18 protein-coding genes are annotated in these 18,930 nt (G+C 72.8%); 7 read left to right on the top strand and 11 right to left on the bottom strand.

Annotated elements, in window-relative coordinates:
* Positions 1-5 precede the first annotated feature (5 nt).
* The 4 genes from HF577_RS20790 to HF577_RS20805 all read right to left on the bottom strand — a co-directional run bounded on the left by HF577_RS20790 (position 6) and on the right by HF577_RS20805 (position 4,472).
* Entirely contained in the window at positions 6-806 is an 801-nt protein-coding gene (locus HF577_RS20790) for a hypothetical protein (protein WP_169397583.1), read from the bottom strand.
* A gap of 252 nt (positions 807-1,058) precedes the next feature.
* Positions 1,059-1,814, bottom strand: a complete 756-nt coding sequence (locus HF577_RS20795) for a succinate dehydrogenase/fumarate reductase iron-sulfur subunit (RefSeq protein ID WP_169397584.1) — start codon at positions 1,812-1,814, stop codon at positions 1,059-1,061.
* Complete coding sequence (locus tag HF577_RS20800) at positions 1,811-3,760, bottom strand: fumarate reductase/succinate dehydrogenase flavoprotein subunit (protein ID WP_169397585.1); 1,950 nt, start codon at positions 3,758-3,760, stop codon at positions 1,811-1,813. Before HF577_RS20800 ends, HF577_RS20795 begins: the two co-directional genes overlap by 4 nt.
* A 1-nt stretch (position 3,761) precedes the next feature.
* Complete coding sequence (locus HF577_RS20805; RefSeq protein ID WP_169397586.1) at positions 3,762-4,472, bottom strand: succinate dehydrogenase cytochrome b subunit; 711 nt, start codon at positions 4,470-4,472, stop codon at positions 3,762-3,764.
* Positions 4,473-4,549: 77 nt separating this feature from the next.
* Here HF577_RS20805 and HF577_RS20810 point away from each other — a divergent pair, with 77 nt between their 5' ends.
* Both HF577_RS20810 and HF577_RS20815 read left to right on the top strand, forming a co-directional pair.
* Complete coding sequence (locus HF577_RS20810; protein WP_169397587.1) at positions 4,550-5,524, top strand: LysR family transcriptional regulator; 975 nt, start codon at positions 4,550-4,552, stop codon at positions 5,522-5,524.
* Between the two features lie 46 nt (positions 5,525-5,570).
* On the top strand, positions 5,571-6,239 hold the full coding sequence (locus HF577_RS20815) for a mycothiol-dependent nitroreductase Rv2466c family protein (RefSeq protein ID WP_169397588.1): 669 nt from the start codon (positions 5,571-5,573) through the stop codon (positions 6,237-6,239).
* Here HF577_RS20815 and HF577_RS20820 read toward each other — a convergent pair.
* Both HF577_RS20820 and HF577_RS20825 read right to left on the bottom strand, forming a co-directional pair.
* Positions 6,236-7,162 (bottom strand): TIGR03619 family F420-dependent LLM class oxidoreductase, encoded by a 927-nt coding sequence (locus tag HF577_RS20820; RefSeq protein ID WP_246266823.1) that lies wholly within the window; start codon positions 7,160-7,162, stop codon positions 6,236-6,238. The genes HF577_RS20815 and HF577_RS20820 overlap by 4 nt on opposite strands.
* Before the next feature lie 39 nt (positions 7,163-7,201).
* Positions 7,202-7,816: a hemerythrin domain-containing protein gene (locus tag HF577_RS20825; RefSeq protein ID WP_169397589.1), complete on the bottom strand. Its 615-nt coding sequence runs from the start codon at positions 7,814-7,816 to the stop codon at positions 7,202-7,204.
* Between the two features lie 70 nt (positions 7,817-7,886).
* Here HF577_RS20825 and HF577_RS20830 point away from each other — a divergent pair, with 70 nt between their 5' ends.
* Positions 7,887-8,513 (top strand): TetR/AcrR family transcriptional regulator, encoded by a 627-nt coding sequence (locus HF577_RS20830; RefSeq protein WP_169397590.1) that lies wholly within the window; start codon positions 7,887-7,889, stop codon positions 8,511-8,513.
* An 84-nt stretch (positions 8,514-8,597) separates the two neighbouring features.
* On the opposite strand, the gene HF577_RS39790 is transcribed toward HF577_RS20830, so the two are convergent.
* From HF577_RS39790 to HF577_RS38535, 3 genes are all read right to left on the bottom strand, one after another.
* Positions 8,598-9,764, bottom strand: coding sequence for a regulatory protein RecX (locus HF577_RS39790; RefSeq protein WP_312859265.1), 1,167 nt, complete (start codon positions 9,762-9,764; stop codon positions 8,598-8,600).
* 2 nt (positions 9,765-9,766) lie between these two features.
* Positions 9,767-10,807: a recombinase RecA gene (recA, locus tag HF577_RS20840; RefSeq protein WP_169397591.1), complete on the bottom strand. Its 1,041-nt coding sequence runs from the start codon at positions 10,805-10,807 to the stop codon at positions 9,767-9,769.
* A gap of 214 nt (positions 10,808-11,021) precedes the next feature.
* Positions 11,022-11,216, bottom strand: a complete 195-nt coding sequence (locus tag HF577_RS38535; protein WP_169397592.1) for a DUF3046 domain-containing protein — start codon at positions 11,214-11,216, stop codon at positions 11,022-11,024.
* A gap of 30 nt (positions 11,217-11,246) precedes the next feature.
* Here HF577_RS38535 and HF577_RS39795 point away from each other — a divergent pair, with 30 nt between their 5' ends.
* A complete protein-coding gene (locus HF577_RS39795; protein ID WP_312859266.1) occupies positions 11,247-12,545 on the top strand; it encodes a CoA transferase in 1,299 nt (432 codons plus the stop codon).
* 10 nt (positions 12,546-12,555) lie between these two features.
* Positions 12,556-12,684: a hypothetical protein gene (locus tag HF577_RS39325; RefSeq protein WP_281359816.1), complete on the top strand. Its 129-nt coding sequence runs from the start codon at positions 12,556-12,558 to the stop codon at positions 12,682-12,684.
* Between the two features lie 7 nt (positions 12,685-12,691).
* On the opposite strand, the gene HF577_RS20855 is transcribed toward HF577_RS39325, so the two are convergent.
* Both HF577_RS20855 and HF577_RS20860 read right to left on the bottom strand, forming a co-directional pair.
* Positions 12,692-13,498 carry an SDR family NAD(P)-dependent oxidoreductase gene (locus HF577_RS20855; protein WP_169397593.1) on the bottom strand — a complete coding sequence of 269 codons (807 nt, stop codon included), beginning with the start codon at positions 13,496-13,498 and terminating at the stop codon, positions 12,692-12,694.
* A 90-nt stretch (positions 13,499-13,588) separates the two neighbouring features.
* Positions 13,589-14,086 (bottom strand): hemerythrin domain-containing protein, encoded by a 498-nt coding sequence (locus HF577_RS20860; protein WP_169397594.1) that lies wholly within the window; start codon positions 14,084-14,086, stop codon positions 13,589-13,591.
* A gap of 107 nt (positions 14,087-14,193) precedes the next feature.
* Here HF577_RS20860 and HF577_RS20865 point away from each other — a divergent pair, with 107 nt between their 5' ends.
* Both HF577_RS20865 and HF577_RS20870 read left to right on the top strand, forming a co-directional pair.
* Positions 14,194-14,946: an arginase family protein gene (locus tag HF577_RS20865; protein WP_211174598.1), complete on the top strand. Its 753-nt coding sequence runs from the start codon at positions 14,194-14,196 to the stop codon at positions 14,944-14,946.
* A 51-nt stretch (positions 14,947-14,997) separates the two neighbouring features.
* Positions 14,998-18,930, top strand: a 3,933-nt coding sequence (locus tag HF577_RS20870; RefSeq protein WP_169397603.1) for a DEAD/DEAH box helicase, incomplete at its 3' end; no start/stop codon positions are given.

The following is an 18,930-nucleotide window of genomic DNA, read 5'->3' on the forward strand; positions in this document are numbered from 1 at the left end:
TGCATTCACCCCACGATCCGCAGGTCGGCGAACCACCCGGCCGAAACGGCCATGATGTAGAAGTCGGTGATGGCCAGCGTGGCCAGTGTGGTCCAGGCGAGCTGCATGTGCTTGCCGTTGAGCCGCGAGACCTGCACCCAGAGCTTGTAGCGCAGCGGATGCTTGGAGAAGTGGTTGAGTCGGCCACCGATGATGCTGCGGCAGGAATGGCACGACACCGTGTACGCCCACAGCATCACCACGTTGATCACCAGGATGATGTTGCCCAGGCCGAGCCCGAAGCTGCCGTCCTCCTTGATGAATGCCTCGATCGCGTCATAGGTGTTGATCAGCGAGATGATCGCCGCGATGTAGAAGAAGTAGCGGTGCAGGTTCTGGCCCAGCAACGGGAAGCGGGTCTCCCCCGTGTACTTCTTGTGCGGCTCGGCCACCGCGCACGCCGGCGGGGAGAGCCAGAACGCGCGGTAGTACGCCTTGCGGTAGTAGTAGCAGGTGAGCCGGAACAGCAGCAGGAACGGCAGCGTCAAGGACGCGTAGGGCAGCCACCACACGTCGGGCAGGAACCGTCCGAAGTGCGCCGCCTGCTCCACGCAGCCGTTGGACACGCACGGCGAGTAGAAGGGCGTGAGGTAGTTGTACTGCGGGACGAAGTACCAGTCCTGCATGAAGGCCCGCACCGTGGCGTAGACGACCCACAGTGCGAGCCCTACGAAGTTGGCCAGGGGCGGTAACCACCACCGGTCGGTGCGGAGTGTCCGTGCCGCTATCTGCGCCCGGCCTGCGGACGCCTCTGTGGTGGATGACACGTCAGGAAGTCCTCATTCTTCTGCGGTGCCGACGCCGACCGCACAGAAGCCGCGGCGTCGGGACGTCTGGATCTGGCGGGAGCCTACGACGGCCCGACGTTCGCGGCTTGCGGGGCCTTCTCTGGGCATTCCCCACGTGACGCGATTCACTCACAGCGATTCTGGTGCGCGCACGGCGGAAACCACGTTCCTGCTTTTGCCCCGGCAGGAACGTGGTTTCGATGTCGGCGCGAGCTGCCTCGCGCGCAGAGGTCAGGCTGAGCGGCGGCCTCCTGTCGTCGCCTTCCGGTAGTCGCGGTTCAGCTGGGAGATCACGTCGAGCGGAATCTCCTTCGGGCACGCCACCGCGCACTCGCCGGTGTTCGTGCAGCCTCCGAAGCCCTCGGTGTCGTGGGTCTCGACCATGCGGACCACGCGGTCGGAGCGCTCCGGCTGGCCCTGCGGGAGCTCACCGAGATGCGTGATCTTGGCGCCGAGGAACAGCGAGGCGCTGCCGTTCGGGCACGCCGCGACGCACGCGCCGCAGCCGATGCACGCGGCGGCGGTGAACGCCCGGTCGGCATTCGCCTTCGGGACGGGCGTGGCGTGCGCCTCGGGGGCGGAGCCCGTCGGGGCGGAGATGTAGCCGCCCGACGCGACGATCCGGTCCAGGGAGCCGCGGTCCACGACCAGGTCGCGCACCACCGGGAACGCGGCGGCCCGGAACGGCTCGATCGTGATGGACTCGCCGTCCCGGAAGTGCCGCAGGTGCAGCTGGCAGGTGGTGGTCGCCTTCTGCGGGCCGTGCGGCTCGCCGTTGATCACCATGCTGCACGCGCCGCAGATGCCCTCGCGGCAGTCGTGGTCGAACGCCACCGGCTCCTCGCCGTCGAGGGCGAGCCGCTCGTTGAGGACGTCGAGCAGTTCGAGGAACGACATGTCCTCGTCGGCGTCGTCTACGCGGTAGGCGACGAGGCGCCCCCTGTCCTCGGGGCCGGCCTGGCGCCAGATCTTGAGGTTGAGCTTCACTTGTAACTCCGCTGGCTCGGCATGACGTACTCGAAGTGCAGGTCCTCCTTGTGGAGGACCGGGGGCTCGCCCTGGCCCGTGAACTCCCAGGCCGCGGCGTAGGAGAAGTTCTTGTCGTCGCGGGCGGCCTCGCCGTCCTCGGTCTGGCTCTCCGCCCGGAAGTGGCCGCCGCAGGACTCCGTGCGGTGCAGCGCGTCGAGGCACATCAGCTCGGCGAGCTCGAGGAAGTCCGCGACGCGCCCGGCCCGCTCCAGCGACTGGTTGAGCTGCGCACCCGTGCCCGGGACCTTCACGTTCGTCCAGAACTCGCGGCGCAGTTCGGGGATCCGGTCGAGGGCCTTGCGCAGGCCCTCGTCGGTGCGCTCCATCCCGCACTGGTCCCACATCAGGTGCCCCAGCTCGCGGTGGAACGAGTCGACCGTGCGGTTGCCGTCGATCGACAGCAGCGTCTCGACCCGATTCGCGACCTCCTGCTCGGCGGCGCGCACCTCGGCGGCGCCGGGGTCGACGGGGCCGAGCCGCGCGCCCGCGAGGTAGTCGCCGATCGTGTTGGGCAGCACGAAGTAGCCGTCGGCCAGCCCCTGCATCAGGGCGGACGCGCCGAGCCGGTTGGCGCCGTGGTCGGAGAAGTTCGCCTCGCCGATCACGAACAGGCCGGGGATGGTGCTCTGCAGGTCGTAGTCGACCCACAGCCCGCCCATCGTGTAGTGGACGGCCGGGAAGATCCGCATCGGCACGGCGTAGGGGTCCTCGCCGGTGATGCGCTGGTAGATGTCGAACAGGTTCCCGTACTTCGCGGCCACCGCGGAGCGGCCGAGCCGGCCGATCGCGTCGCTGAAGTCGAGGTAGACGCCCAGCCCGGTCGGGCCGACACCACGACCCTCGTCGCACACGTCCTTGGCCGCGCGCGAGGCGATGTCGCGGGGCACCAGGTTGCCGAACGCCGGGTACTTGCGCTCGAGGTAGTAGTCGCGCTCGTCCTCGGGGATGTCGCCTGCCGCGCGGTCGTCGCCCTTGCGCTTCGGCACCCACACGCGGCCGTCGTTGCGCAGCGACTCGCTCATCAGCGTGAGCTTCGACTGGTGGTCTCCGCTGACCGGGATGCACGTGGGGTGGATCTGGGTGTAGCAGGGGTTGGCGAACAGCGCGCCCTTCCGGTGCGCCCGCCAGGTCGCGGTGACGTTGCAGCCCTTGGCGTTGGTGGAGAGGTAGAAGACGTTGCCGTAGCCACCGGAGGCGAGCACCACGGCGTCGGCGAGGTGGCTGCGGGTCTCCCCCGTGATGAGGTCCCGGGCGACGATCCCGCGGGCCCGGCCCTCGACCATGATCAGGTCGAGCATCTCGTGGCGCGGGTACATCGTGACCCCGCCCGCGTCGATCTGACGCTCCAGCGCCTGGTACGCACCCAGCAGCAGCTGCTGGCCCGTCTGGCCGCGGGCGTAGAAGGTGCGGGAGACCTGCGCGCCGCCGAAGGAGCGGGTGTCGAGCAGGCCGCCGTACTCGCGGGCGAACGGCACGCCCTGCGCCACGCACTGGTCGATGATCTGGAGGCTGATCTCGGCCAGCCGGTGCACGTTGGACTCCCGGGACCGGAAGTCGCCGCCCTTGACGGTGTCGTAGAACAGCCGGTGCACGCTGTCGCCGTCGTTGCGGTAGTTCTTCGCGGCGTTGATGCCGCCCTGCGCGGCGATGCTGTGGGCGCGGCGGGGGCTGTCCTGGTAGCAGAACGAGCTGACCTGGTAACCGAGCTCGGCCAGGCTCGCAGCGGCACTGCCGCCGGCCAGGCCGGTGCCGACCACGATGATCTTCATCTTCCGCTTGTTGGCGGGGTTCACCAGCTTGACGCCGAACCGCCTGCGCTCCCAGCGCTCCTCGATCGGACCGCCCGGCGCGGCGGTGTCGGCCACCGGGGCGCCGACGGTGTAGTCCGTGTAGCTGCTGGTCATGTCAACGCACCAATCCGGTCAGGACCGCGAACGGGACGGACAGGAAGCCGACGGTCAGCAGGACCGCGACCACGAGGGCGACTCCCTTGAGGGTGTTCTGGGCGGCGGCGCTGTTGTGGCCGAGCGTCTGCAGGCCGCTCCACAGGCCGTGGCGGACGTGGAAACCGACCGCGATCACCGCGAGCGCGTAGAAGAGCGTGACGTACCACCGGCTCGGCGCGAAGTCGGCCACGAGGTTCGCGTGGACGTCGCCGGGGACGCCGTTGGGGTTCAGCGTGAGGGTGGTGAGGTCTAGCAGGTGGTAGATGATGAAGAGCAGGATGATCACCCCGCCCCAGCGCATCGTGCGGGCGGCGTAGCTCCCCTGCACGGGCTGCCGGTGCGCGTACTTGACCGGGCGGGCGCGGTGCGCGCGGCGCGTGAGGATCACCGCCGAGACGATGTGGGCCACGATCGCGACGGTGAGGACCACCCGCACCAGCCACAGCAGGGTCTCCGCCGGGAGAGCCGGCTCGCCGACGGTGCGCAGCCACGCGGCGTAGGTGTTGATCGCCTCGGCACCGAGGAAGATCTTCAGGTTGCCGATCATGTGGGCCACCAGGTAGAGCAGCGCGAGGGCGCCGGACACCGCCATCACGATCTTCAGCTGGACCGACGACGGCCGCGGCGTGTGCCGTGCTCGGGTCGCCGGGCGCTGTCCCAGGGTCACCATGGGGTAAGGGTGGGTACGAGCAGCGGTAAACGTCCAATGCATCGAACTGCCACTGCCGATGCACGTACGCTATTAGCGTGACGCTTCAGCAGCTTGCGTACTTCGTCGCCGTGGCCGACGTGCGCAGCTTCACTCGGGCTGCCGAGTCCCTCGGCGTGGCGCAGCCCACGCTGTCGCGCCAGCTCAGGGCCCTCGAGGACGAGCTCGGTGCGCCACTCGTCGACCGCGGGAGCCGGGACGGGCCCGTCCTCACCCCCGCGGGCGAGGCGGTGCTGCCACTCGCCCGGCGCATGCTGGCCGACTCGGAGAGCGCCCGCACCGCCGTGGCCGAGATCGTCGGGCTCCGCGGCGGCCGCGTCCGGGTGGGGGCCACCCCGTCACTGTGCATCGGCGTGCTGGCCGACGTGCTGCGCGTGTTCCACGAGAAGTACCCCGACGTCCGGCTGGAACTGGTGGAGAGCGGCTCGCAGCCGCTGGTGCGCTCGCTCGTGCGGGGCGAGCTCGACGTGGCGCTGGTGATCGTCCCGCCGCCGGGCATCGACCCGGCGCTGCACACCATGCCGGTGCTGCGGGAGCGGCTGTCGGTGGCCTCCCCGACCTCGGACCGCGCGCCGTCGTCGCGGGGCTCGATGACGGTGCTGGAGCTGTCCCGGCGTTCACTCGTGGTCCCCCGGCAGGGCTACGACCTGCGCGAGGCCACCCTGAAGGCGTACGCCGACGCCGGGGTGACGCCCCGGTTCGCGGTGGAGGGCGGGGAGATGGACGCGGTGCTGCGGCTGGTGGAGGCCGGCACCGGCGTGGCGGTGGTGCCGGACCTGGTGTTCGCGGGCAGGCCGCGCCTTCGCCGCACCGTGCTCACCCCTCCGCTGTACCGGACCGTCGCGCTCGCCCGACGCGCCGATCTCACCCCCACCCACGCCGTGCGCGCGTTCCGCGACACCCTGCTGTCCTTCCTCGCCGTGCTGTCGGCGGGCGACGGGTTCCCCGGGGACGTGCAGGTGCTGCGCCGTCCGGACTCCTCGGCGCCGCGCGGTGCCGAACCGGTGGAGTGACAGAGGGATCAGTCCGGTCGCCGCTGCGCGGATTAGCCTGCGAAACATGGCCGATGCCGAAATCCACTTCTACTTCGATCCGGTGTGTCCGTTCGCCTGGATCACCAGCAAGTGGGTGCGGACCGTGCAGGTGCAGCGGGACTACCGGGTGGACTGGCGGTTCATCTCGCTGCGACTGCTCAACTCCCACCTCGACTACGACACCCACTTCGCGCCGGGCTACGACGGGGTGCACACGGCGGGCCTGCGGCTGCTGCGGGTGGCGGCGCGCACGCGGGCCGAGCACGGGCGCGACGCCGTCGGCCGGCTCTACGAAGCGCTGGGCACGCAGATCTTCGACGCCAAGGCCGGGGACGCCCCCGAGGGTGAGGCGCGCGGCACCAGGGACTTCGTCGAACCGGTGCTCACCGGGCTCGGCCTGCCGGCAACGCTGGCCGACGCCCTCGACGACTCCTCCCTGGACCCCGAGATCCAGGCCGAGACCGACGAGGCGCTGTCGCTGACCGGCAAGGACGTCGGCACCCCGATCCTGCACTTCCAGCCCCCGGCCGGGGTCGCGTTCTTCGGCCCGGTGATCAGCAGGGTCCCGGACGAGCAGCAGGCCGCCGAGCTGTGGGACCACGTCATCGCCCTGGCCCGTTTCCCCGGGTTCGCGGAGCTGAAGCGCAGCCTGCGCGAGCAGCCGCAGCTGCGCGCACTCGGCCACGAGGACTAGCGCGCGCGAACCAGATCGAGCACGCGCCCGGCCAGATCCACGGCGTGCTCGACGCTGGTGGCCAGGTCGCGGTAGGTGAGGTCGACGAAGGCGTGGTCCACCGCGGCTTCGTCACGAGCCCGGAGCACGACCTCGGCGATGCCGTGCACCGAGTCACCCGCCATGGTGTTGACCCGGAGAATGACGCCGAGCTCGTGCGGGTCGCGGCCCGCCCGTGCGGCCGCGGCCCGGATGCGGCTCATCGGGCCGGTGACGATCGTCGGCTCGAAGGGGCCGGGAGTCACCGCCGGAAGGAAACCGTCGGCGCGACGTCCCACCCGGGTCATGCCGGCAGGCGTGAACGCGGCCAGGTAGACGGGTGGGCCGGGACGCTGCACCGGCTTGACGTCGACGTAGCCGGCGGCTGTGGTCCAGAACCTCCCGTGGTGCTCGACGGGGTTCGTGCCCCAGTAGGCCGCGAGCGCGTCGAGGCACTCGTCGAACCGGGAACCGCGCTCCCCCATCGGCACGCCGACGGCCCGGAACTCCTCGGGAGACCACCCGGCACCGAGGCCGGCGATCACGCGGCCACCGCTGAGCTGATCGATGGTGGCGAGGGAACGGGCCAGTAGTGGCGGGGCGTACCAGGGCGCGACGAGCACGCTGCTCCCCAGGAGCGGCCGGGTGGTGACCACAGCAGCGACGGTCAGCGCCGCGAACGGGTCCAGCCCCGCCCGGAACTCCGCCGGAAACGCCGTGGTGCCCGGATAGTTGACCTCCGGCTCGAGCGGGGCCAGCAGCCGGTCCCCCACCCAGAGGCTGTCCGCCCCCATCTCCTCGGCCCGGCGGGCGAACTCCGCAACGCCCTCCGGATGGTGCGCATGGCTGCCGAACTGCGGCAGGTTGAAGCCGATCCGCATCTCGTGGACTCCTCGTCCGTGCATGGTCACGACGTCGTCCCCGGTGCACCGCACCCTGGCCCGTCAGCCGTCCCCCGTCAGCCGGTCGAGAGTTCCCTGCGCCTGCTCGCGCAAGGCCGCCCGCACGGGCGCGGGCACGTCCCGCAGAACGATGTCCGCCTCCTCCGGGGTGCCGACCTGCTCCAGGAAACCGACCAGCAGGTGCGTTCCCACGTCGGGCGTCGCCGCGCGGACCTGCCGGACGAATCCTTCCCACGCCTCTTCGGAGACGTGCTCGCGCAGGGCCGGGAGCAGGACGGGCTCCTCGTGCTCCAGATGCGTGTGGACCAGGTCGCGCAGTGCGACCGCCGAGTCGACGAGCGCGGTCCGGTCGGTGCCGTCGATCGGTGCTTCGGCGAGCGCGTCGAGTGCGGCGTCCAACTGGTCGTGCTCAGCGCTGAGGCGGGCGAGCGGTTCCGCGGTCCCAGGAGCCCGGTCCTCGACCATCGGCCACAGGATGTGGTCTTCGCACTCGTGGTGGGTTTCCAGCTGTACGACGAGGAAGTCGCGCAGCTCGGTTAGGGCAGCCACGGAGGCCGCTGGGCGAGCAGCGGTTTCTGCCAGCACAGTGCTCACTCTCCGATGGAGGTCGTGCACGAGGCGCGTCTCGACGACCGCCGTCGCCTGGGTGTCTCTCACCAGCGCCATGGTATTGACCGTAGGTGCCTCTCGTCAATGAGTTCATCTATGTCAGAAGTAACATGCGGGGATGCGCTCCTACAACTCACCTCGACGTCGGGACGCCGCGCTCGCCACCCGCGAGGCGATCCTCGAGAGCAGCCGCAGGCTGTTCCTCGCCGAGGGCTACGCGCAGGTGACCGTGGCGGACATCGCCACGGCCGCGCGAGTGGCGGTCCCGACCGTCTACGGCAGTACCGGCGGCAAGGCGGCGATCTTGAAGGCCCTGCTGACGCCGGCGGTCGAGGACCCCGCGGTCGAGCAGACCCTCACCGGCATCGCGAGCACCGACGACCCGCGCAGGGTCATCGCGATCACCGCGGCGGGCACCCGGCAGGCGCAGGAGCGACACTGGGAACTTGTCTGGGGCCTGCTCTACCGCAGCCTCGGGGAACCGTCCGCCGCGCCCGTCCTGGACGAGGCCAAGGCGGCCTACCTCGGTGTCATGTCGGCAGTGGCCGACCGGCTCACGGCCCTGGACGCACTGAAGCCGGCGCTGGACCACGCCGCCGCTGTCGACCTGCTCTGGTTCTACCTGGGCCGCTCGGCCTGGTACACCCTCGTGGGCGACCAAGGCTGGGACTTCGACCGCGCCGAGGCCTGGCTGGCCGACGCGGCCCAGCAAGCCCTGCTGCAGACGGCGCGTCCGGAGGCATGACGCCGATCGCTCCGTACGCTCGATGTGGTCCTCGCAGGGCCCACGACCGCTGCGAGGACCACAGCCGGCGCGCAGCCCATCTCGTCAGTCGTCGGGGGGTTCCGCGTCGTCGAGCTCCGCGCCGTGCTGGGCCAGCGCCTCCCGCACCACGCGGTAGGCCACGCCGGCGCCGTAGCCCTTGCGGGCGAGCATCCCGACCAGCCGGCGCCCGGCGACCACTTGTTGCTCGGGAGTGGTGACCGTGAGCGAGCGGAGCTTGCGGTCGACCAGCTGACGGGCCCGCCGCTCCTCGGACTCGCCGTCGACCTCGGCCAGCGCCTCACCCGCGACCTCGTCGTCGACGCCCTTGCGGCGCAGCTCGACCGCGATCGCCCGGCGGGCGAGGCCGCGGTACGCGTGGCGGGAGCGGACCCACTGTCCGGCGAAGGCGGCGTCGTCGATCAGGCCGACCTCGTCGAACCGCTCGAGCACCGTGGCGGCCGCATCGTCGGGGATGCCCTTGCGCCGCAGTGCCTGCGCCAGCTCCTGCCGGGTGCGCGCGCGGTCGGTGAGCAGCCGGAGGCAGATCTCCCGCGCCATGACGACCGGATCGCCGTCGCGCTCCGGACCGGCGCCGGACCTGCGCTCCGCCCGGCCCCGGCCCCTCCGGCCACCGGTCTCCGGCGCGGGAGGGTCGGCGTCCGGAATGGTGTCGGCGCCGCCATCCCGCGCGGCGTCATCCCGTGCCGCACCACCCCGGCTGTCAGCACGCCGGCCCGGGCCGCTCCGGTCCGGGGCGCTCCGGTCAGGGACATTGCGCTCCTCGCGCCGCGGGCGACGTTCACCCCGGCCCGGTGACGGCGCCCGGCGCCCGGTCGAGCGGCCCCGGGTGTCGGTGCCGAGCTCGGCCACCGGCACATCGCGGGCGCTCGCCAGCTGTCCGGCGTCGAACAGGGCCACGGGCGCCGCGTCCGGCTCCGTGGCGCCACCGGCTCCCCCGTCGTCGCCGGGCGCGAACGACGCGACCGGCGCCGCCTCGGAGGCGAGCGCATCCAGGCCGGTGAGGTCGGCCGCCGGACGGACCAGGCCGGCGGGGCCGGTGGCGTCCAGCCGGGCCACCGGAGCCGCCGCCCCGTCGTCGCTGCTGCCGGCTCCATCGCCGCTGCCGGTTCCGTCGTCACCGGTGGCCCCGGCGAAACCGCCGACCTCGTCGAACCGGGCGACGCGGACCGTGTCCTGCTCCGGGGTGGTGCTCTCCCGGCCCGGCGTCATGCTCAGAAGTCGACCGGTGCCGGCAGCGGAGTCTCGGCGTCGAGCTGGGCCCCGATGCCGAGCTTCTCCTTGATCTTCTTCTCGACCTCGGCGGCGACGTCGGGGTTCTCACGCATGAACTTGCGAGCGTTCTCCTTGCCCTGGCCGAGCTGGTCGCCCTCGTAGGTGTACCAGGCACCGGACTTGCGGACGATGCCCTGCTCGACGCCCACGTCGACGAGCGAACCCTCACGGCTGATGCCGACGCCGTAGAGGATGTCGAACTCCGCCTGCTTGAACGGCGGCGCCACCTTGTTCTTGACGACCTTGACCCGGGTGCGGTTGCCGACCATGTCGGAGCCGTCCTTGAGGGTCTCGATCCGGCGGATGTCGAGCCGCACCGAGGCGTAGAACTTGAGCGCCTTGCCACCCGTGGTGGTCTCCGGCGAGCCGAACATGACGCCGATCTTCTCGCGCAGCTGGTTGATGAAGATCATCGTGGTGCCGGAGTTGCTCAGCGCACCGGTGATCTTGCGCAGCGCCTGGCTCATGAGCCGGGCCTGCAGGCCGACGTGGCTGTCGCCCATCTCGCCCTCGATCTCGGCGCGCGGCACGAGCGCTGCCACCGAGTCGACGACGATGATGTCGAGCGCGCCGGAGCGGATCAGCATGTCGGCGATCTCGAGCGCCTGCTCACCGGTGTCGGGCTGGGAGACGAGCAGGGCGTCGGTGTCGACGCCGAGGGCCTTGGCGTACTCGGGGTCGAGCGCGTGCTCCGCGTCGATGAACGCGGCGATACCGCCCGCCGCCTGCGCGTTGGCCACCGCGTGCAGGGCGACGGTGGTCTTACCGCTGGACTCGGGGCCGTAGATCTCCACGACGCGGCCGCGGGGAAGGCCGCCAACCCCGAGAGCGACGTCGAGGGCGATGGACCCGGTGGGGATCACCCCGATGGGCGGCCGGGTGTCGTCGCCGAGACGCATCACCGAGCCCTTGCCGTGGTTCTTCTCGATCTGGGCGAGCGCGAGTTCGAGTGCCTTCTCGCGGTCGGGTGCGGGGGTCATCGCCGGTCTCCACCTCAGGTACTCGGGACTGTCTGTCGGTCTGGCGTCGACAGTAGGAGGCGCCACTGACAATCTGCGGGAGCGGTGGCGATCTGTGGACAGCCGCACCGCGGTGTGGACAGGAGCATAGCGAACACCTGTTCGATCCCCTAGCCGACACGCCCGACGGCTAGGATCGCCCGCCCCCTGCCGCACGGTGGCCGGTTCGGTGCGCTCAGCGGCGCACCGGCGGCACGTCGTAGGCGTCGCAGACCGCCTTCCACACGTCGCGCGGGTCGATCCCGGCCTCGAGGGCCTGCTCCACGGTGCGGCCACCTAGCTCGGCGAACACGTGGTCGTGGGACACCGAGGCGGCCCGGGCGGTGCCGAACTCGCCCTCCATCAGTTCCCGGAAGTACGTCAGTCGCACCCCGACCACGGTAGCTGGGACGCTGGCCGGGTGACCGACCCGCTGCCGTCGCTCTGGGCCGCCGCCGGTGGCGCGCCCGGCGAGCTCGACCGGCTCTCCCGCACCGGACCGGCGGCCACCCTGGCGTCGACGTTCCCCGTCACCCGCGCCGGCGCCGCCGCGGTCGGCGCCGGCCTGCTCGCCGGCACGCTGGGCACCGGCGCGCGGGTCGGGCTCGACACCCGCGGGCTCGCCGTGGCACTGCGCAGCGAGAGGTACGTACGCCTCGACGGACATCCGCTGGGCAGCCCGTTCGACGCGCTCTCGGCGTTCCACCGCACCGCCGACGGGTGGCTGCGGCTGCACGCCAACTACCCGTGGCACCGGGCGGCGGCCCTGCACGTGCTGGGCTGCACGGCGGAGGAGGTCCCGGCGGCGATCGCGGAGCGGCCCGGCCTGGAGCTGGAGGACGCGCTGTACGACGCGGGTGGCATCGGCGCGGTCGTGCGCACCGAGGACGCCTTCCGGGCCGTCGCGGGCCCACCGCCCGCGCTCCTCGAGCACCGGGTGCTCGGCGACGCCCCCGCCCGCCCCGTGCGCAGGCCGAGGGTGCTCGACCTGACCCGCGTCATCGCCGGCCCGGTCGCCACCCGCACGCTGGCCGTCCACGGCGCCGACGTGCTGCGGCTCGACGCGCCGGACCGGCCGGAGATCCCGCTGCAGGCCGCCGACACGCTGCCCGGCAAGCGCAGCGCGCTGCTCGACCTCCGGGCCGGGCCGGCGGAGCTGGAGCGGCTGCTGGCCGGCGCCGACGTCGTGGTCACCGGGTACCGCCCCGGGGCCCTCGACCGCTTCGGGCTCGCCCCCGAGGAGCTCGCGCAGCGACATCCCGGGCTGGTGACGGTCACGCTGTCGGCGTGGGGCCACCGCGGTCCGTGGGCGCACCGGCGCGGGTTCGACAGCATCGTGCAGGCGGCGTGCGGGATCGCACTGGCCGAGGGCGACGGTGACCGGCCGGGGGCCCTCCCGGCCCAGGTGCTCGACCACGCCACCGGCTACCTGGCCGCCACGGCGGCCCTGCTCGCGCTCACCCGCCAGCACACCGAGGGCGGGAGCCACCACGTCCGGCTGTCGCTGGTGGGCACCGCGGCCTGGTTGCAGGGGCTACCCCGGGAGGAGGCCGCCCCGGCGCAGGACGGCGACCCGGCCCCCTACCTGCAGGAGCTCGACACCCCCGGCGGCGTCCTCACGCTCGCCCGTCCGCCCGGAACGCTCGACGGGCGCCCGCTGGCGTGGCCCCCGCCCGCACCGTCCTTCGGCACGGCGACGCCCGAATGGCTCAGCCGGTAGCGTCCTGTCCGTGATGTCCGTTCTCGCGCAGGACCCCACCGGGCTGTCGTCGCCGGTCGGGCAGCTGGTCGTGCTGGCCGGGCTGCTGGCGTCGCTCGTCGTGCTGGTGCGCTGGTGGTGGCTGAACCGCAGGCGCTGACCGGCCCTCAGACCGCCTTCAGGAACCCGGAGTCGACCACGAAGTCAGCGCCCGTGGTGCTCGCGGACCGCGGCGAGACGAGCAGCGCGATCACGTCCGCCACCTCCTGCGGATCGACGAGGCGCCCCGTGGTCAGCTTCATCATCTCGGGAGCGATCTTGTCCATCAGGTCGTCCCGGTTGCTGCCCGTTGCGGTCGCGAGGATGTCGGCGGCACCGCCCTCGTCGGTCCACCAGGCCGTCCGGACCGGGCCCGGTGACACCGTGTTCACCCGGATGCCCTGTGGCCCGAACTCCTCCGAGAGCGCCTTGGTGAGGTTGTTCATGCCGGCCTTCGCCGCCGAGTAGTCCACGTTCATGGCCGCAGGCTGGCGGGCATTGCCCGATGAGACGTTGACGATCGCCCCGCCACCCCGTCCGAGCATCACCGGGATCGCGGCCCGTACCGCGCGGACCACGGAGAAGAGGTTGAACTCGAACATCACCCGCCAGTCGGTGTCAGTGGGTGCCAGGAACGAGAAGCGCGGCAGCTTCACCCCTGGCGGCGGTCCCCCGGCGTTGTTCACGAGGATGTCCAGCCCGCCGAACACATCGACCGCGCGGGAGACCGCGAACGCGGGCGCTCCGGGGTCGGTCAGATCGGTCGGTACGTGGACGAGATCCGGTCCCGCGAGTTGGTCGAGCTCAGGCGTGGTGGTGCGGGAGGCGACCACCACACGGGCGCCTTCATCGAGGAGGGTGCGGGTGGTCGCCAGCCCGATGCCCTTGCTGCCGCCGGTGACGAGGGCGACCTTGTCCTGCAGGTTCAGTTCCACGATCACAGCTTCGGGCCCCAGTGCCGAGGGCTCCGGCGGTATTCGGACGCGGCATGCCCACGTCCGAATACCGCCACACATGCCCGCCGCTCAGCTGTTCTCGGCCACGTACTCGTCGGGGTCCTTGTCCTCGCCCGAGAGCCCGCGCGCACCGGGGTGCTCGTCCTCGAACCGCTCGAACCTGGCCCCCAGCTCCTGGCGCAGCTCCACCGACGCGGCGCGCAGGAAGTCGGGGATGTCGTCGCGCTCCTCCTCGGCGAGGTGCTCGTCGTTGGCCTCGCGGGCGTCCTGGATGCCGGCCCACTCGTCGCTGACGACCTCCGCGGCCGCCGCGCGCCGGATGCCGTCGCGGATCTCGTCGTGGTCCTTGATCGCGTCCTTCGTCTCGTCCTCGCTGTCCTCGACGTGCTGCAGGAGCGCGGGATAGAAATGCTCCTCCTCCGCGGAGGCGTGGACCTCGAGGTGGGCCGACAGCCCCTTCCACAGCTCGGCGGCGGCCTCCGGGGCGTCCCGGAGCTTCTCCAGCTCGGCGAACCGGTTCCGGAAGGTCTCGTGGTCGTCCAGGATCAGGCGGATGACGTCGGGCATCAGGGGCGCTCCTCGTCGTGTGTGCGTGGTGGTGGCGGCGGTCCGGGAACGTGGCCTCGCCGGAAACGCATTTTCCTGGCCCCAGCGGGAGCGGGCAGCATGAGGGCGTGACCGTGATCGCCGTGCCGTTCCACCTCGACGAGCACCTGCCTGCGCTGGAGCTGCCGCTCGCCCCGCAGCGCAGCATCGCGCCCCCGGAGCTCGGGCCCGGCTCGCCGTGGGAGCGGATGGCCGTGCTCTACGACGAGGTCGCGGACGCCGTCGCCGCCGACGTCACCGCGGGCCGGGTGCCGCTGGTCCTCTCCGGGGACTGCACCACCTCGCTCGGCGTGGTCGCCGGTCTGCAGCGGGCCGGGCTGGATCCGGCGCTCGTCTGGTTCGACGGACACGGCGACGTCCAGACCCCGGAGACGTCGGCCTCGGGCTACCTCGGCGGCATGCCGGTGCGTCAGCTGGTCGGCGGAGCGGACCGGACGGTCGCGGAACGGATAGGCCTGCGCGTCGTGCCCGAGCCGGACGTGCTGCTCGTCGACGCGCGGGACCTCGACCCGCCGGAGGAGGCATACCTCGCCACGTCGGCGATCCGGCGCGTGCCGGTGGCGAACCTCGGCACCGGGCTGCCGCCCCACCGGCCGGTCTACCTGCACCTCGACGTCGACGTGGTCGATGCGCGCGACCTGCCCGGGCTGTTGTTCCCCGTGCCGGACGGCCCCCGGCTGCCCGCCGTCGCCGCGGCCGTGCGCCAGGTCCTGGCCTCCTGCGAGGTGGTCGCCATCGGGCTCGCGTGCACGTGGCGGTCGGGCAGCGGTGCCGACCGCGCGGTGGCCGAGCTCGTGCGGGAGCTCACCGCGGGGACCTGACCGCCGGGGACGGCCGGGGCGGAACGCCGCGGACTGTCGGTGGTCGGGCGCATGATGGTCGGCGTGAGCGCACTCGACGGCTTCTCCGCCGCCACCCGTGACTGGTTCGGCGGTGCCTTCGCCGTGCCCACGGCGGCGCAGGAGGGCGCGTGGCGCGCGGCGCAGGCGGGGAAGCACGCCCTGGTCGTGGCCCCCACCGGCTCGGGCAAGACGCTCGCCGCGTTCCTGTGGGCGCTCGACCGGCTGGCCACCGGGCCGCCGCCGGAGGAGCCCCGCCACCGCTGCCGGGTCCTCTACGTCTCCCCGCTCAAGGCACTCGCCGTCGACGTGCAGCGCAACCTGCGCTCGCCGCTCGCCGGCATCCGGCAGGCGGCCCAGCGCCTCGGGCTCCCGGTCCCGGACATCTCCGTCGGCATGCGCACCGGAGACACCCCGGCCGACGAGCGCCGCCAGTTCGCCCGCACCCCGCCCGACGTACTGGTCACCACCCCGGAGTCGCTGTTCCTGATCCTCACCTCGGCCGCGCGGGAGTCGCTGCGGGGGGTGCAGACGGTCATCCTCGACGAGGTGCACGCCGTGGCGGGCACCAAGCGCGGTGCCCACCTCGCGCTGTCCCTGGAGCGGCTCGACGAGCTGCTGGAGAAGCCGGCCCAGCGCATCGGGCTCTCGGCCACCGTGCGCCCCCTCGACGAGGTGTCCACGTTCCTCGCAGGCGCGCGCCCGGTCGAGGTCGTGCAGCCGCCGATCCCGAAGACGATCGAGGTCTCCGTCGAGGTGCCGGTGCCCGATCTGGCGGCCCTCGACGAGCGTCCGGCGCCGGGCAGCTCCGACGAGGAGGTCATCGGGTCGGCAGCGGGCACCGCCGAGCGGCCGTCGATCTGGCCCGCGGTGGAGCGGCGGCTGCTGGAGCTGGTCCGGGCCCACCGCTCCACCATCGTGTTCTCCAACTCCCGGCGGCTGGCCGAGCGGCTCACGGCGCGGCTCAACGAGCTGGCCGCCGAGGAGCTGGAGGGCGGCGAGGTCCAGGATCTCGACGCCTTCCCCGCGGAGGCGATCGGGCAGTCGGGCATCGGGGGCGGTGCCGCGGCCACGGTGGCGAAGGCCCACCACGGGTCGATGTCGCGCGAGCAGCGCACACTCGTGGAGGAGGAGCTGAAGGCCGGGGTGCTGCCCTGCGTCGTGGCCACGTCCAGCCTGGAGCTGGGCATCGACATGGGCGCTGTCGACCTCGTCGTGCAGGTGGAGGCGCCCCCGAGCGTCGCCTCCGGCCTGCAGCGGGTCGGCCGGGCCGGCCACCAGGTGGGTGCGATCTCGCGGGGCGTGGTCTTCCCGAAGTACCGGGGCGACCTGGTGTCCTGCGCGGTCGTCGCCGAACGCATGACGTCGGGCGCCATCGAGTCGATGCGCTACCCGCGCAACCCGCTCGACGTGCTCGCGCAGCAGATCGTCGCGATGGTGGCGCTGGAGCCCTGGCAGCTCGACCACCTCGCGCGGGTCGTGCGGAGAGCCGCGCCGTTCGCCGCGCTGCCCGAGTCGGCGCTGCACTCGGTGCTCGACATGCTCGCCGGGCGCTACCCGTCCGAGGAGTTCGGCGAGCTGCGGGCCCGGATCACCTGGGACCGGGTCACCGACCAGCTGCAGGGCAGGCCCGGTGCGCAACGGCTGGCCGTCACCTCAGGGGGCACGATCCCCGACCGCGGCCTCTTCACCGTCACCACTCCGGGCGGGGCCGACGGCAGGGGCTCGCGGGTCGGCGAGCTCGACGAAGAGATGGTCTACGAGTCCCGCGTCGGCGACACGTTCCTGCTCGGCACGTCGAGCTGGCGGGTGGAGGACATCACCCACGACCGCGTGATCGTCACCCCGGCACCGGGCCAGCCCGCGCGGATGCCGTTCTGGAAGGGCGAGTCGATCGGCAGGCCGCTGGAGCTGGGCCGGGCGGTCGGGAAGTTCGTGCGGGAGATGTCGGCGCTGCCCGACGACGCCGCCCGGGAGCGGGCCACCGCGGCCGGGCTCGACGTGTGGGCCACCGACAACCTGCTGTCCTACCTGCACGAGCAGCGCGACACCACGCGCCACGTGCCGAGCGACCGCACCATCCTCATCGAGCGGTTCCGCGACGAGCTGGGCGACTGGCGGATGGTCGTGCACTCCCCGTTCGGGGCGCAGGTCAACGGGCCGTGGGGGCTCGCGATCGCCGCGCGGATGCGGGAGCGGCGCGGGGTCGAGGTGCACGCCGCCAGCGCCGACGACGGCATCGTGCTGCGGCTGCCCGACGCCGTCGACGACTCCGGCGCCGAGGTCGTGCCCACCGCCGAGGACGTGCTGCTCGACCCGGGCGAGGTGGAGCAGATCGTGGTCGCCGAGCTCGGCGGATCGTCGCTCTACGCGTCGCGGTTCCGCGAGTGCGCGGCCCGCTCGCTGCTGCTCCCCCGCCGCGACCCCAAGCGCCGCAGCCCCCTGTGGCAACAGCGCCAGAAGTCGGCGCAGCTGCTGGCCGTGGCGGGGCGCTACGAGCAGTTCCCGATCACGCTCGAGGCGATGCGCGAGTGCGTGCAGGACGTCTACGACCTGCCGGGCCTGCGTGAGCTGATGGCCGACGTGCAGGCCCGCAAGGTGCACGTCGTCGAGGTGGCCACGGCGTCGCCGTCGCCGTTCGCGCGCAGCCTGCTGTTCGGCTACGTCGGGATGTTCCTGTACGAGTCCGACGCCCCGCTGGCCGAGCGCCGGGCCGCGGCGCTGGCGCTCGACTCCACGCTGCTGGCCGAACTGCTGGGCTCCGAGGCCATCCGCGAGCTGCTCGATCCCGAGGTGCTGGCCGAGGTCGAGGCGTCGCTGCAGCGGCTCGCCGAGGAGCGCCGCGCCCGCGACGCCGAAGGCGCGTCCGACCTCCTGCGGTTCCTCGGCGACCTCACCACCGCGGAGGCAGCCGCTCGCGGGGTGCGCGAGGAGTGGCTCACCGGGCTGGAGGCGGCCCGGCGGGTCATCCGCGTGCGGATCGCCGGGGAGGAGCGCTGGCTGCCGGTCGAGGACGCCGGCCGGGTACGCGACGCGCTGGGCGCCGCGCTGCCCGTCGGCGTGCCGGAGACGTTCACCGAGCCCGTGGCCGACCCCCTGGGTGATCTGGTGCTGCGCTACGCCCGTACCCACGGGCCGTTCGCGGCCGCGGAGTGTGCCGCCCGGTTCGGGCTGGGCGTCGCGGTGGTGGCGGGCGTGCTCGACCGGCTGGTCGGCTCCGGCCGGCTCGTGCGCGGCGAGCTGCGGCCCACGTCGGTGGGCCCGCGGAGCAGCGTCGAGTACTGCGACGCCGAGGTGCTCCGACGCCTGCGCCGGGCGTCGCTGGCCCGGCTGCGGGCCGAGGTGGAGCCGGTCGAGCAGCGGGCGCTGGGGCGGTTCCTGCCGGCCTGGCAGGGCGTGCAGGCCGGCGCCGGGGGCGAGCGGCGCGGCCGGATGCGGCGCGCGCCCGGCGCCGAGGACGTGCTCGGGGTGGTCGAGCAGCTCGCCGGGGCTCCCCTGCCCGCCAGCGCGCTGGAGTCCCTCGTCCTGCCCGCGCGGCTACCCGGCTACACGCCGGCGCTGCTCGACGAGCTCACCGCGTCGGGTGAGGTCACCTGGACCGGCTGCGGCCCGCTCGCCGGCACCGACGGCTGGCTCGCCGTCGCGCCCACCGACGTCGCCGACCTGCTGCTCCCCGAGGCCGAACCCGATGTCGCCGAGACGCCCCTGCACCGGGCGGTGCTCGCGGCGCTCGGGTGGGCCGATCCCGCGGCACCGGCGGCCGGCGGCACGGCCGGTGCCCCGGGCTTCTCCGGAGGTGCGCTCTTCTTCCGGGAGCTGGCCGACCGGGCCGGGCGCACCCTCGTGGAGGGTGGAGAGGCCGTGCCGGCCGACGACGCCGTGGTCACCGCGATCTGGGATCTCGTGTGGGCCGGGCTCCTGAGCAACGACACCCTCGCCCCGCTGCGGGCGCGGCTGGGCGGGCGC

The sequence above is a fragment of the Pseudonocardia xinjiangensis genome, from assembly GCF_012911925.1.
In the GTDB taxonomy this organism is placed as follows: Bacteria; Actinomycetota; Actinomycetes; order Mycobacteriales; family Pseudonocardiaceae; genus Pseudonocardia; species Pseudonocardia xinjiangensis.

What these genes read in the sequence shown, in the direction of transcription:
- HF577_RS20800 (WP_169397585.1), bottom strand. Translation starts at nt 3,760, where the DNA reads ATGACCAGCAGCTACACGGACTACACCGTCGGCGCCCCGGTGGCCGAC.
- HF577_RS20805 (WP_169397586.1), bottom strand. Translation starts at nt 4,472, where the DNA reads ATGGTGACCCTGGGACAGCGCCCGGCGACCCGAGCACGGCACACGCCG.
- HF577_RS20815 (WP_169397588.1), top strand. Translation starts at nt 5,571, where the DNA reads ATGGCCGATGCCGAAATCCACTTCTACTTCGATCCGGTGTGTCCGTTC.
- HF577_RS20820 (WP_246266823.1), bottom strand. Translation starts at nt 7,162, where the DNA reads ATGCACGGACGAGGAGTCCACGAGATGCGGATCGGCTTCAACCTGCCG.
- HF577_RS20830 (WP_169397590.1), top strand. Translation starts at nt 7,887, where the DNA reads ATGCGCTCCTACAACTCACCTCGACGTCGGGACGCCGCGCTCGCCACC.
- HF577_RS39790 (WP_312859265.1), bottom strand. Translation starts at nt 9,764, where the DNA reads ATGACGCCGGGCCGGGAGAGCACCACCCCGGAGCAGGACACGGTCCGC.
- recA (WP_169397591.1), bottom strand. Translation starts at nt 10,807, where the DNA reads ATGACCCCCGCACCCGACCGCGAGAAGGCACTCGAACTCGCGCTCGCC.
- HF577_RS20860 (WP_169397594.1), bottom strand. Translation starts at nt 14,086, where the DNA reads ATGCCCGACGTCATCCGCCTGATCCTGGACGACCACGAGACCTTCCGG.